Raw genomic sequence first — 13,057 nt, 5'->3', positions numbered from 1 at the left:
GTCTTGCCGTGGTCAACGTGGCCGATGGTGCCGACGTTAATGTGCGGTTTGGTCCGCTCGAATTTCTGCTTTGCCATGGATTTGTTGCTCCTTAAAGACAAGACGCGAAAAGATGCCGCTCGTGCCAACAAGAATGGCACGAGCAGCCGGACGAGATTCGCGCCCATCTCGCCACTATTGTCGGCTGGAGCCTACGACGGGACTTGAACCCGTGACCTCGTCTTTACCAAAGACGTGCTCTACCGACTGAGCTACGTAGGCGTTAGCGAATAGAGATAGCGCGAACGCCACTCTACTCGATTTTGGTGGGCCGGGCAGGATTCGAACCTGCGAAGGCGTAAGCCAGCGATTTTACAGACCGCCCCGTTTGGCCACTTCGGTACCGACCCAGGTTCTTGCAATGGAGCCGACGCAGGGACTTGAACCCTGAACCGGCGGTTTACAAAACCGCTGCTCTGCCAATTGAGCTACGCCGGCGCGTATCGACTACGTCGAGCCATCGCTCAGCGCAGTGAATTCTAGCACATTCTGCCGTTTTGTGCAAATGGTTTTGGCGATAAGCGGTATAGCCCGATCTGCACTGCTCGCGATGATCCGGACAAACAAAGCCTCCATCAGCGGGTCATTCTGCAACCGACTCCGCATGGTAGCGAATGCCGCGCGAGTTGCCGACTGCCAACAAGTGCGCTATGATGGATTTTATCCCACCATGTATGCTGTCAGAGGAGCGACATGATGCAATGGTTACGGCAATTATTTGGGCGAACAGAGGAAGCGCCGTTTCTGTTATTGCACGCGCGTTGTGGGCGGTGCGGCGCCGTCGTGCAGACGCGCATCAATCTGTACAACGATCTGTCAGTCGAATATGACGATCGGGAAGAACCGGCAGGATACTGGATCCGCAAAGAGTTGATGGATGACCGCTGTTTCCGATTGATGACTGCCGAGTTGCGGTTTGACCGCCAGCGTCGCTTGATCAGTCAAGAAGTAACCGGCGGTCAGATCATTACAGCCGAAGAGTATGAGGCAGCGCGCCAGCAGGCCAGAAAACAGACACGCTGACTGACGCTGGGCTGATAAACTGGTAGAGCGCGATCGAACCAACGGTCGCCACAACTGCGCTGGTTGCGACTAAGCCTCGGCCTGGCGCTGCAACAGGTCGGCCCGCACCGGATGGAATATATCGAAGAAGATTGCGTCCTCTTCCATCACTGCTTCGTGTTCGACACCGCCAGGAATTTGAACAATATCAAGCGGACCAAGTTCACGCCACTCATCACCCACGCGAAAACGCAATCTACCGGCGATCACCAGGGTCATTTGCTCGTGGGGATGGCTATGAGCCGGCGCAACCGCCCCTTTGGGAGCATCGATCCGAACGGCCATCAATTCGTTGCCGGCGAATGGGTGGAGCGTTAGCGCGCCAATCGTGAAGCTCTTGATTGCAGCCGTATGAGCCGTATGCATGGCATTCCTCCTGCTATGCTACTGATGTCGATGGCATCTATCTTACCCGATGTTGAGTGGAGTCTGACCAGCTCAAGGGGCAATTGAGCAACCGCTGGCTGAGAGCGTTGCTGCATCCCGGTTGGAGGGCAGAAGAATGGTATACTGAGCGCGTGGCGGATCAGGAGCGACAGGCGCGCTGGCACACTGCGCCGGACGCCAGGTCGCGGGATCGAAACCTTCAGACTCTAACACCCTGGCAGCCAATCCAACTGACAAGTTTAACAGGCTGAGCAATGCCCCTGAGTTTAAGGAGTATACGTATGCACTACGAAGATCCAAACTGGCGCGCGCAGCAGCGGATTCGGTTGGACATCAACAATGTGTTCGGCCCTCAGGGATTGACACCGGCAGAACTGGAAGCGGCGGCTCCACGCGCGGCGGCGGCGATTGCGGCGGTGCAGAGCCGCCGTGAAGCTTTGGGATGGCCGTTATTGCCCGATCAGGATGTGACTCCGTTTGAGCAATTCGCTGCCATGCATCGGGAGCGGATCGATACGTTTGTGGTGCTAGGGATTGGCGGATCGGCGCTGGGTAACATCGCGGTGCAGACAGCGATCAATGGGCCGTTTTACAATCTTTTGCCACGTGAACAGCGTGGCTGGCCGCGATTGCTGGTGCTCGACAATTCCGATCCCGAACTGAATGCCGGCGCGTTGCGGATGCTCGACTTGCGACGGACAATGTTCAATGTGATTAGCAAGAGTGGCACCACGGCTGAAACGATGGCTTCGTTCCTCTATTTCCGGCAAGCGCTGGTTGAGGCAGTCGGCGAGGAACGACTGGGTGATCATATCGTGCTGACAACCGATCCCAGTAGCGGATTCTTGCGTCAGATCGGGCAGCGTGAAGGCTGGACGATGTTCGACCTGCCGCCGAAGGTTGGCGGACGCTTCTCGGTGCTGACCGCAGTCGGCCTGTTATCGGCGGCAATGACCGGCGTCAATCTACGAGAACTCCTGGCCGGCGCAGCTTATGGCGGCGAACTGGCGGCTCAGCCCGATCCATTGCGCAATCCGGCAGCGGTGGGGGCACTGGTCAATGTGCTCTGTTTCCAGAAGGGTAAACCGATTGTTGTGATGATGCCCTACGCCAACCGTCTGCGCGATGTAGCCGATTGGTTTGCCCAATTGTGGGCCGAAAGTCTGGGCAAGGCAGTAGACCGACAAGGCCAGCCGGCGCGGGTTGGCCAGACCCCGGTCAAAGCCCTGGGAGCCACCGACCAGCACTCGCAGGTGCAGCTCTACATGGAAGGCCCTTACGACAAATTGATCAACTTCATTGCCGTTGAACGCTACGCTGACGATGCTCCCATTCCAACTGCGTATGCCGATCTGGAAGGGGTGAGTTATCTTGGCGGGCATACAATGGCTGAGCTGATCCAGGCAGAGCAACAGGCGACGGCGATTGCCTTAAGCGAAGCCGGTCAACCCAACATGACGCATATCTTTCCGGAGATTAATGCCTTTACGCTGGGCCAGTTCTTTATGCTGATGGAGATGCAGACAGCCATCGCTGGCGAGCTGTACGACATCAATGCATTTGATCAGCCGGGTGTGGAGGCGGGGAAGATCAATACGTATGCCCTGCTTGGCCGGCGCGGCTTTGAGGAGCGGCGAGCGGCAATTGCAGCCCGGGCGCAGGAACTCGATCCGCGATGGGTAGTATAGACCGCTACGGCGATGGGGTGCGGCAGTGCCGCACCCCACTCCCTTTTCTGGCGTTGATCAGCCTGTGGCTTGTCGGATGATGCGCTGACAGTATGTCACAACCCTGACTATCGATGGAAACATGGTATGAAGAGATGGTTCCCGGCTCCGTTGTGGGTATCAGCAGCAGTATGCACCGTGATCGGCCTGATCGGGGGCAGCGCCTTCTGGTGGGCTTCACGTTCGTGGAGCATCTTCATCGCCGCATTCCTGTGGGCACTGATTGGAACAGCCGGAACGGTTATCGGTCGGAGCGCCGGCGAGCGCTTGCGCTACGGTGACTGGCGGCACGCCACCCGATTGGCGCTAGCGCAAACCATCACGCCAATGGGAGGGTTTCTGGCCGCAGCGCTCTTGACCGGCGCGCCGCTCAGCCTCGAACAGATCGGGTTGTTGGGCGGGATCGTGCTAGTGCTGACAGGGTTATTCTGGATTGGCCTCCCGCTGACATCGCCATTTCGCCAGCAGACCAATCGTTCTCGCAAATAACGCCAGCGCTCAATGCTATGACACAAACTCACCTGCCAGTTTATACCCTCGCCGAACTGATCGAACTGCGCGCTGCCTGGCGGGCTGCCGGCTTGAAGGTGGTAGTAACAAACGGGATTTTCGACCTGTTGCACATCGGTCACGTTCGTTATTTAACCGCCGCTCGAACGCTCGGTGATCGCCTGATTGTCGCCATCAACAGCGATGAATCGACCCGCAACTTGAAAGGCCCGCTACGACCAATCGTACCGGCAACCGAACGCGCAGCCATCATCGCCGCGCTGCGTTGTGTCGATGCCGTAACCATCTTTGCCGAACGCACCGCCGAGGCGGTGGTTGCGGCGCTGGCGCCTGATTTGTACGTCAAAGGGGGCGACTACGGTCGGGGAGCGACCATCGATGAGTCGCGTTTGCCCGAAGCGCGCGTGGCGCGAATGGCAGGCGGCGACGTGCAGTTGCTGGCGTTTCACGAAGGCCATGCCACGACGCGGTTGATCGAGCGGATTGTATCACGGTATGCGGGCGCGGCATCGGTTGGAAAAGGATCACCTGCCGGCGAAACTGAGTCGCAGTCACTCGACTAGCTGAGGCAGCATATGGTCTGGCATAGCAACAGGTATTGATCAGACTGCGGTGACCATGATCAGTGATCAGATGCCCGATAGGCTACCGGAAACGGACTATCGGGCAGAACGACTTTGTGAGGATCGGTTTTGGTCGAAATCTCACGCGCATAAGCGACAACCATCGCCATTATTGGCGCTGTGTCGGCGGTCGGAAAGAGACCGATTGCGCCGAATATTGCGCTTTGCCTCTGTTAGACGCGCTTGCCCCGCTCAAGCGTATTCCCCGCAATGAGCGAGCTGGCGATAACGACGATCATCGCAACCTTCATGCCCAACATTTGTTCACCCCCTGACAGTTAGAAAGAAAACTTTCTCTTCGTGAGAAAAAACACAATTTTATCTATTTTGTGTATCTTCTCACAAATAAACAAGCTCCGATCAGACTCTCTGCCCAACCAAATTTGTACTTTTTTTGCCCAGTATTTCTGTGCAGTGAGTGGGCAAAATATGGTATTATTGAAATCGGAGGTTTCAACCTTCGAGATAATTACCAATAGCGTACAAACTATCGAGGTTTTTGGAAGGAGCAATCAGCAATGCCCCGTCGACATGCCGCTCGTCTGGCCGAATCATTAGCTACCGGGCCAGACACTCTCGCAGAGACGCCTGCGAATATGATCGCAAATGCTGATCCCCTGGCGGTATTGCGCTATGAGCCGCTGCCCGATCTCGATCCCGAACAGGCGCGCCAGTTGCTATCGGCGCCGGTTGCCCAGCCTTCGGTTGAAGCAAAGAAAGTACCGGCCCGTCTCCGCCCAAAGACGACAAAGCATAAGGGGATTACGCGCATCGACCATCCGGCCAAGCGCACCTTTGGTTATTTCGTGCGGGTGACCTGGAATAAGCAGCGTCGCAGCAAGTTTTTCTCCGATTCGGTCTACGGTGATCGCCTGGCAGCGCTGGCGGCTGCCATTGAGTGGCGCAATGCGACCGAGCGTGAGCTGGGCAAGCCACGCACCGAGCGTCAGGTGATCGGCGTTTCGCGCACCAGCACCGGTATTGTTGGCGTGCGTCGCACGATTAAAGATGGCCGCGAAGTGTATGAGGCGACCTGGCGCGATGGTAATCGGATCCGCCGCACTTCCTATTCAATTGCCAAACACGGCGAACGTCGCGCGCTTGCCCTGGCCCGCCGCGCGCGCGAGAAGTATGAGCGGATGCGCCAGCGCACTCCAGCCGGCGATTAGCTTCGTCGCGTGTCTTTGTTGATTGCTTCAGTTGCCCCTGCTCATTTCCTCAGAGCAGGGGTTTTGTTTTGTACATTTAGCACAAAACGTGAGTCTATCTCCACGTGTTGCGAAAATGCAACCAATTTACTGGGTGAAAAGTCGCGATTTCGTCTTACAATAATGAACAAACGAGAGTCCACAGCGAGGAGACAGTTGTGCGTTCTGAGGTCGAGCTTGCAAACACCGCTCACGGAATTGGCGATGATGCCACCGTCAATGTTGGCAGCCGCCTGCGCGCGCTCCGTGAACAGCGCCGTATGTCGATCCGATCGCTGGCTGAGGCGAGCGGCCTGGCCGTTAATACGCTCAGCTTGATCGAAAATGGACGTACCTCACCGAGTGTCAGCACGCTGCAACGTCTGGCGATGACGTTACAAGTGCCGATCAGCGCCTTCTTTACGCCTGAAGCGCCGCAACAACCGGTGGTTTTTACGCCTGCCGGTCAGGCAGCCGCCAGTGTCTTTTCCCACGGCACTCTCGCCGACCTTGGCCCTGGCCTGGTGAATCGCGTGCTCGAACCGCTTTTGCTCACACTTGACCCCGGTTCTGGCAGCGGCCCTGAGCCGATCATCCATACCGGTCAAGAGTTCGTGTTTGGGTTGAACGGACAGATCTGTTATACCGTCGCCAACCAGACCTACACCATCGGCCCCGGCGATAGCCTGCTCTTCGAGGCCAGATTGCCGCACCGCTGGCACAATCCCGGTCAGACCCCAGCCCAGGCCCTGCTCGTGTTGTGTCCGCTTGAATTGCCTCGCAGCGCCCTTGAGCGCCACGGTCGTTTCTAATTAAAAGGAGTTGGTAGTATGCAAATCCGAACGTTGCATCTCAGCGAGGATGGGGTAAGCCGCGCCGATGACAACATCACTCTCGTTCGTCACGCGCCCGGCCAGATCTCACTTGGTGATCGAGAGGTGCTGGCTATTCGCCCGCTCGACCGTTGCACGCTGGCGCTAGAACTTCTTGGCGAAACCCGTTACATGGCTTCCGCTGACTACTGGCATGCCCTTTACGGCGCGCGTCAGGTAGCTGCGCGCGAAGCCGGTTGTTTGCTCGGCCATCTCGATAGCCTTGCGATTGCCGCCAGACAGGCTTTAGCCGCTTTCGCCGACCTCGATCAGCTTCCCCCAGAAGCCCGGCTGGCGATTGACCATCTGCGCACTGCCCTTGATGATTTGAAGACGACAATGCCCCGTTAGGCGCGTAGAAGTGAAGAAAAAACGACAACCCGAATGAAGCGCGTTGCTTCATTCGGGTTATGGTTCGCTTGCGCGCAGGTGAACCTATTCCGGGATTAATGGCGGCGGCAAGAAACCTGATCCTTCCAGGTAGACTCGCCAAATCGCCAGTCCCGCCAGCAGGAAGAGTGCTACCAGGAAGCTGATCAGTGCCGGCCATCGCAACTGACTTGGGTGCCGCACTCGATTAGCCAGGCCGGTAAACGTAATGACCGGTATCATGATCGCAAAGGTCATGACCCCTGTGATCCCGATGACGCTGAATAAAACTAACGGCCAGGCCAGTATGGGTTGATCGGCGGCAATGGCCAGCGCCACCAATCCCTGCGCTCCGGCGATGACGATGAGATCGCGTCTATCCTCAATCGGGGCCTGATCGGTTAAGAGTAAATCAGGCGGGAGCAAGGTGTGATTGGCTATCAGCAAGAGACCTGTCGCCAGAGCAACGCCAAATCCTAATCCGGTTAATAAGCGTAACTCATCGCGCGGTTGGTAGACCGGTGTCAGCCCAAGCTCCGCTACGGTCGAGTTCAGGCCATCAATACCCATCAAGACGATAAGTCCGATCAATAGCAGACTTATCGGCAACGACGGCAATCGTCCTGCCCGCATTCGCCCCAACGCCGCTATGACTGCGAGCGTGACCATCAGCCCCAGGTAGATGCCACTGTCGCGGGCACACAGCGGAAATTGTACCCCTCCGCTTACGAGATTGTGAGTTTGCGCACAGATGCCATGTACTGCAAAGAAGAGTCGTCGCTCTAGATCGAGCATAGCGGCAATTGCCGGCAACCCTACCAGAGTGGCGACTATTCCAACTGCGTAGGCGATTTTAGACCATTTGACAGACCGTTGCGATATTGGTAACTTCATCGTGATGGCTGTTGCTTGCTCAATCCCGATACGCCTCAATTGAACTTGCGATCCTGCAAGACCGTTTAGCGTTCCACTTTGCGGTTTGTGTGTCGTCTTGTCGTCAACGACAATTATGACAACCAACTGTCTGACTGCCGCCTCTCACCCACCTAACCGGACAATCACTGCGCTAGCCTGCCCTCCTGCCACCGTCAGTCGCGCCACCGACAGCCCTGCTCCGCGCGGCGCGCCGGCTGTGCCCGGATTGAGGAAGAGGATGCCGTTGTGCAGTTCGCACAATGGCCGATGACTGTGACCAAAGATGTACACCTGCGGCAGCCGTCCATCAATCGCCCGAGGCAATGCTTGCATAAGATGACGCGGTTCCCCGCCGATATGGGTCAGATAGATCAAGACATCTTCCTGCTCGATCCAGCGTGTTGCCGGATGGGTACGGGCCAGCGGCGTGCCTTGATCGGTGTTGCCATGAATTGCCAGCACCGGCGCGACGGTTGCAAGTTGCGCCAGCACCGTTTCATGACCAATATCACCGGCATGCAGGATCAGTTCGACTCCGGTCAATGCCGGCAATACTGCCGGCGCCAGCCGCCCATGGGTGTCTGAAACAACGCCTATTTCCACCTGTTCACCTCAGACGTAGTTCCTCAACCAGTGCCGCAACCCCCTCCTCGATCCGGCAAAAGGCCTGATTGGCAGGCAGCGCGTACAGATCGGGAATCTGCCAGTAACGTATCCGATTTACCCACATCGGAAACCACTGTTGCATCATTGGCCGATGCTCGCTCTCATCGAGCGCAACCACCAGACTCGCCTGCTTCAACCCATCCTCGTTCAAGGCCAGAGGTGGACGAATCTCTCCTGGCACGGGAAGACCCTGCTGGTGCAACCGTTCCAGCACTCCCGGCCAGATTGCGCCCTGATTACTGGCCGAGAGCCGTAACCCTCGCGAATCGGCCCGCCAGCCCACTACACCCCTTGCATTGAAGAGCAGTTCGGCGTAGCGGCTACGGTAGTAGTTGCCGGTACAGATGAATAGAATAGTTCGCATCTGCGCTTCTTTCTTTTGCCGACCGTTCCGGCGGTCACGAATGCCGGCAACACCTCACCCACAACTTCTGCGCCCGGTGTGCCTGGTATTACAACTGATACCGCACATATGCTCGCTCACACGGCGGCCCATCGGTAGCATACAACGTTTTATCGGTCACATCCATGATGATCGAAGCCACAGTTTCGTAACGCTCATCCGGCGGATCTGCCGGATCGATATGAAAACAGATCGAGTAGGGGTATGATTCGTGATCGCGTAGCGCCATCTGGACACTGGCCAGCGACTGCGGACGCGCCGCCAGCAGATCACGCAACCGCGCCTGTCTCCACTGCGAATGTGGGTAGCGTTCAATCTGGCGCTCGACAACCCCCATTGCTGCCGGATCGTTGAAGTGATTGGCGTGAATCAGGCATTCATCAACGCAATAGCTCAACGCAATCGCATCTGGCGCCGCCTCAATATTCACCACCTGATCGGGCGCCTGCACGAGCAGAAAATTGGCCGAACCGGCTCGCTCCTCGGCGGTGATCACCGCTTTCGCTGCTGCCAGTGTCCGCGCGCGCAAGATTTCATAGCAGCGCACATGAAATGGTCGCCGCAGGCTTGACCAGTTATCATCCGCGCTGGATAAACCGTTAATCAGCAGTGCCAGGCCAGCCGAGTTCAAGCCGATCTTACCGCCGAAGATGCCCGCTTCTGTAAAGGCAAGCATGCGATGACCATCGCGTTCAACTGTTCGCGTGATTGCGCCACGCGCGCCAACGATCCAGTCCCAATTTTCGCCCACCAGCAAATGGTGTTCGCTCGTCGCGCCCGGCAACAGAGCAAAGGCGGTGCAGCCATCCGGCTTGCGCGCGACGCGATCATACTCGCGAAAATACTGGTAAAACAGTTCGTAGCGCACATTCAGTGCCGCAATTGCGGCCAGCTCGACCCCTGCCCCATCAGCAATACCGCGCATCCCCGCAGCATAGTCGGGGTTTTGTTCGACGATGACCGCAGCATAGCGCCGCGCCCGCCGCCATACTTCATCAATCGGCATGCGCAACTCTCGCTCGAAGCGCGCCGTGTAAATGCGCAGGTTGGCAGCAATTGCATCGCGCAATGCGCGCCCATGCTGCCAACCTTGCGTGTAAGCATCGCCTGTCAGCTCAATCAGTGGCCAGCCGTTCACGTCACCTCCTTGCCCTGTTCATTCCGACGCATAACGATCCATACTGGTCCGCGCCGAAAACCCAATCGTTGATTAATCTGCCACATCGGCAGGTTCACACTGTCATTGTCAGTCCGAATACCGGTCGCGCCGGCTGCCTGCGCATAGGCGATAGTGGCGAGTTTGAGCGCCAGCGCAATCCCGCGCCCGCGATAATCGCGATGCACCGCCGTAAACCCGACTTCCAGGTCGGTATCGTTATCGAGTATTTCTAGTGTGCTGATCCCGACAATCTCACCCTCTGCAATAGCAGCGAAGCTTCCTTCCCACAGTGCGCCATAGTCTGGCTGATAAAATTTTATCCAGCGCTCATAAGCTGGTATTTGTGTTGGAAATGCCGACGGTACATCGCATGACGTTTGTCGTTCAAATTCATACAGCTTCATCCAAAATGCAGGATCCTTGGTTGCCAGCTCGGCGAAACTACGCAGCTCAATCTGCTGCGCCTCCACCCGCTCAATTGCGCTGTGAAAAGGGGAAGGATCGAACGTTGCCAGCTCTAACCGCGATGTCCACCATCGTCGCGCTTCCCGAAACTGACGATGTTCGGCAAAGGTTCTCCCGGTGTGCCAATCCTCGCGGACTCTCAGCAACACATGCCGCGGCTGCAAAGCTTGCCAGGCCTGGTGTACATGTTGCCAGAGCGCAGTGCCCAAACCATAGCCGTGATAGACGGGATGCACGCAGATAAACGTTTCAATATAGTCTGGTTCGGCACACCATGTTAGCTGAAAGTATTCGGCATATCCAGCCGCTACACCATCAATTTCACCAATCACCCGGTAGAGCACCCGGCGAGAATCGCGCAGTTCATCGCGCACTCGCCACTCAGTCGCATTCAGTGGCGCATCTGGCGCCATGGCGCTGTAAACGGTCGCCATCACCTGATAATCCATCGCGCCAGCCTGAAAAGGACGCACAGTAATCATCATAAATCCCACCAGCCCACTATCTCAGATTACCATAACCAGATCAACCACATCTTTCACAAACTCGATCCACGCCGGCTGTTTGACAAACCCGAGCGCCTCGTTAATGCTCAACATCGGGCGATTGGTGGTCGCGTTGTAGGTACGCACTTCACGGTAGCCAGCAGCTTTTGCGAAGATCAGTGAATGAACCTTGAGCGCCAACGCCAATCCACGCCGTCGATAGTTCCGTCGCGTCGCTGTTATACCTGTCATCAACACATCAGCTTCAGCATGCTTCCAAAGCTGGCTCACTGCCGCAATTTCATTGCCATTCAACGCCAGGAAGTAGCCTTCTGGATAAAGCTTAGGGTTGTTGAAGACGCTCTGTTCCCAGGTAGCAAAGTCTGCCGGTGTGAACGGTTCGGGCTGCGGTACATCGACGCGCATCTCCATGATGGCTTCGTATAGAAGCCGACGCGCCGAATCGCCGCGCGCAAGCCATTCGCTCAGATTGCAGATGGTAAAACCCTGTGCCACAACACGCATCGGCGCATCCGCAAACGGCGTTGGATCGAAGGTTTGCAGATCGAGTCGCGACTCCCATGTGCGCATCTCTTCCCGAAAACCGCGCCGAGTCAAAAAGCGCTGACTGTGGGTCTGATCTTCGCGACAATTTGCGCGCACCTGCAACGGCTGATGCCGCTCGATCAATGCAGCCATGAGCGTATCGTAACAGTAGCGACCGATTCCGCGCCCTTGCCAGTTGGGATGCACGGCAAGGTTGATGAAAAACTTGCGTGGGTGAAACATCCATGGGACGTGAAAATATTCAGCAACCGCGACGACTTGCCGGTCTCTTTCGACCAGCCACCGTTCATTGACACAATGCGCCGGACGAGCGTGATCCCAATGGCGCGCCTCCTCTACCGTATCGCTGTTATCAGGAAAAGCTGCATTAGCGATTTCCACCAGCGCAGCATAATCGGCATCACTACCGGTAAATGGACGCATGCGAACCAGCTCAGCAACATTATTACCCATACCTATTGCTCCTTCAGGTCATGCTGCGCTCTGTCGTATCGTACCTGATTGCGCCAGATGCGCCATCAGCCTGGAGGCGCAATTGCTGCGCTACGGTGAAACGTGCTATGATCAGGCGCCACAATCAAATCTCGGTCGCATCAAGGAATCACTCTATGCCTGTGCGCGCTCTGCTATTCGATTTCGATGGCCTGATAGTTGACACTGAAACTCCAGCCCTTCAGAGCTGGCAAGAGATCTTTGCCGGGTACGGCGTCACTTTGAGCGTTCACGACTGGGCCGCCACCCTAGGCGCAAACGCCGGTTTCGATGCCCATGCCCACCTGGTAGAGCTGCTCCGTGAACGCGATCCGCAGTTGGCTGCCAACGTGAACGCGGCGCGGGCTACCATTCTCGCCCGTCGGCAAGCGCGTAAAGATGCGCTTAGCGCCAATCAATCACTCCTTCCTGGAGTCGCGGCGCTACTCGCCGAAGCGCGCGCCGCCGATCTACCCTGCGCCGTTGCCAGCAGCAGTAGTCGGAATTGGGTTGAGGGGTGGCTGCATCGGCTTGGTATCCGCGACTACTTCGCTACAGTAGTTACTGCCGACGACGTTGCCGCAACCAAACCGGCGCCCGATCTTTTTCTTACCGCCGCTGCTCGTCTCGGGTTAGCGCCCGCCGATTGCCTCGTGCTCGAAGACTCGCCCAACGGTATTCGCGCTGCCCGCGCTGCCGGTTGCCCGGTTGTCGCCATCCCTGGCGCAATATCAGGGCAGATACCGTTGCCGCCAGCCGACCTCGTTTTGCCAGATCTAACTCACACCAGTCTTGCCGCGTTGCGGGAGCTATTTGGGTAGCGCGCAGGTTACCCACACCGGCACACGTCCCGCCGCCGACAATGGCGCCGGCCCCATCACCATCACCACCATCACGGTGGCGCCGGACACCACCACATCACCACCATCGCGACGGTGCCGAACACCACCACCATCACGACGTAACCGGTAGGGGCGAAAAATTTTTCGCCCCTACCGGTTACGTCCCCGGCCACGCCCACGCCCCCCATCCCCATCCCCATCCCCGGCCACGCCCACGCCCACGCCCCCCATCCCCATCCCCGGCCACGCCCACGCCCCCCATCCCCATCCCCATCCCCGGCCACGCCCACGGCCCCATCCCCATCCCC

15 protein-coding genes and 3 tRNA genes are annotated in these 13,057 nt (G+C 57.4%); 8 read left to right on the top strand and 10 right to left on the bottom strand.

The annotated features are described in order from the left end of the window. Positions 1 to 185: 185 nt before the first annotated feature. The 3 genes from Q0650_RS13525 to Q0650_RS13515 form a co-directional block, all read right to left on the bottom strand. Positions 186 to 261, bottom strand: a tRNA-Thr gene (locus Q0650_RS13525). Between the two features lie 42 nt (positions 262 to 303). Further along, a tRNA-Tyr gene (locus Q0650_RS13520) sits at positions 304 to 389 on the bottom strand. 12 nt (positions 390 to 401) lie between these two features. Beyond that, positions 402 to 477 (bottom strand) — tRNA-Thr (locus tag Q0650_RS13515). 255 nt (positions 478 to 732) lie between these two features. Here Q0650_RS13515 and Q0650_RS13510 point away from each other — a divergent pair. Next, positions 733 to 1,062, top strand: coding sequence for a hypothetical protein (locus Q0650_RS13510; protein ID WP_298819828.1), 330 nt, complete (start codon positions 733 to 735; stop codon positions 1,060 to 1,062). Between the two features lie 69 nt (positions 1,063 to 1,131). On the opposite strand, the gene Q0650_RS13505 is transcribed toward Q0650_RS13510, so the two are convergent. Then, complete coding sequence (locus Q0650_RS13505) at positions 1,132 to 1,467, bottom strand: cupin domain-containing protein (protein ID WP_298819826.1); 336 nt, start codon at positions 1,465 to 1,467, stop codon at positions 1,132 to 1,134. 302 nt (positions 1,468 to 1,769) lie between these two features. Here Q0650_RS13505 and Q0650_RS13500 point away from each other — a divergent pair, with 302 nt between their 5' ends. The 6 genes from Q0650_RS13500 (at position 1,770) to Q0650_RS13475 (ending at position 6,758) form a co-directional block, all read left to right on the top strand. Further along, positions 1,770 to 3,176: a glucose-6-phosphate isomerase gene (locus Q0650_RS13500; protein ID WP_298819824.1), complete on the top strand. Its 1,407-nt coding sequence runs from the start codon at positions 1,770 to 1,772 to the stop codon at positions 3,174 to 3,176. A gap of 126 nt (positions 3,177 to 3,302) precedes the next feature. Further along, positions 3,303 to 3,704 (top strand): hypothetical protein, encoded by a 402-nt coding sequence (locus Q0650_RS13495; protein WP_298819822.1) that lies wholly within the window; start codon positions 3,303 to 3,305, stop codon positions 3,702 to 3,704. Positions 3,705 to 3,721: 17 nt separating this feature from the next. Beyond that, positions 3,722 to 4,288 carry an adenylyltransferase/cytidyltransferase family protein gene (locus Q0650_RS13490; protein ID WP_298819820.1) on the top strand — a complete coding sequence of 189 codons (567 nt, stop codon included), beginning with the start codon at positions 3,722 to 3,724 and terminating at the stop codon, positions 4,286 to 4,288. 578 nt (positions 4,289 to 4,866) lie between these two features. Further along, the gene (locus tag Q0650_RS13485) at positions 4,867 to 5,517 is read left to right on the top strand and encodes an AP2/ERF family transcription factor (protein ID WP_298819818.1); all 651 of its coding nucleotides are present in this window, start codon (positions 4,867 to 4,869) and stop codon (positions 5,515 to 5,517) included. 197 nt (positions 5,518 to 5,714) lie between these two features. Beyond that, on the top strand, positions 5,715 to 6,347 hold the full coding sequence (locus Q0650_RS13480) for a cupin domain-containing protein (protein ID WP_298819816.1): 633 nt from the start codon (positions 5,715 to 5,717) through the stop codon (positions 6,345 to 6,347). 18 nt (positions 6,348 to 6,365) lie between these two features. Next, on the top strand, positions 6,366 to 6,758 hold the full coding sequence (locus Q0650_RS13475) for a hypothetical protein (RefSeq protein ID WP_298819815.1): 393 nt from the start codon (positions 6,366 to 6,368) through the stop codon (positions 6,756 to 6,758). 84 nt (positions 6,759 to 6,842) lie between these two features. Here Q0650_RS13475 and Q0650_RS13470 read toward each other — a convergent pair whose 3' ends face one another. From Q0650_RS13470 to Q0650_RS13445, 6 genes are all read right to left on the bottom strand, one after another. Then, positions 6,843 to 7,670, bottom strand: a complete 828-nt coding sequence (locus Q0650_RS13470; protein WP_298819814.1) for a DUF2085 domain-containing protein — start codon at positions 7,668 to 7,670, stop codon at positions 6,843 to 6,845. A 144-nt stretch (positions 7,671 to 7,814) separates the two neighbouring features. Then, entirely contained in the window at positions 7,815 to 8,294 is a 480-nt protein-coding gene (locus Q0650_RS13465; protein WP_298819813.1) for a metallophosphoesterase family protein, read from the bottom strand. A gap of 4 nt (positions 8,295 to 8,298) precedes the next feature. Next, the gene (locus Q0650_RS13460) at positions 8,299 to 8,721 is read right to left on the bottom strand and encodes a low molecular weight phosphatase family protein (protein ID WP_298819812.1); all 423 of its coding nucleotides are present in this window, start codon (positions 8,719 to 8,721) and stop codon (positions 8,299 to 8,301) included. Between the two features lie 88 nt (positions 8,722 to 8,809). After that, on the bottom strand, positions 8,810 to 9,898 hold the full coding sequence (locus tag Q0650_RS13455) for a C45 family peptidase (RefSeq protein ID WP_298819811.1): 1,089 nt from the start codon (positions 9,896 to 9,898) through the stop codon (positions 8,810 to 8,812). Further along, a complete protein-coding gene (locus Q0650_RS13450) occupies positions 9,895 to 10,869 on the bottom strand; it encodes a GNAT family N-acetyltransferase (protein WP_298819810.1) in 975 nt (324 codons plus the stop codon). Before Q0650_RS13450 ends, Q0650_RS13455 begins: the two co-directional genes overlap by 4 nt. Positions 10,870 to 10,890: 21 nt before the next feature. Then, on the bottom strand, positions 10,891 to 11,889 hold the full coding sequence (locus tag Q0650_RS13445) for a GNAT family N-acetyltransferase (RefSeq protein WP_298819809.1): 999 nt from the start codon (positions 11,887 to 11,889) through the stop codon (positions 10,891 to 10,893). Positions 11,890 to 12,044: 155 nt separating this feature from the next. On the opposite strand from Q0650_RS13445, the gene Q0650_RS13440 reads away from it, so the two are divergent. Beyond that, positions 12,045 to 12,728, top strand: coding sequence for an HAD family phosphatase (locus Q0650_RS13440; protein ID WP_298819808.1), 684 nt, complete (start codon positions 12,045 to 12,047; stop codon positions 12,726 to 12,728). The last annotated feature ends 329 nt before the right edge of the window (positions 12,729 to 13,057 follow it).

Source organism: uncultured Chloroflexus sp., assembly GCF_937129525.1.
Classification (GTDB): Bacteria; Chloroflexota; Chloroflexia; order Chloroflexales; family Chloroflexaceae; genus Chloroflexus.
Note: the sequence above shows the minus strand (reverse complement) of the source record. Positions and strands in the feature narration are given on the sequence as shown.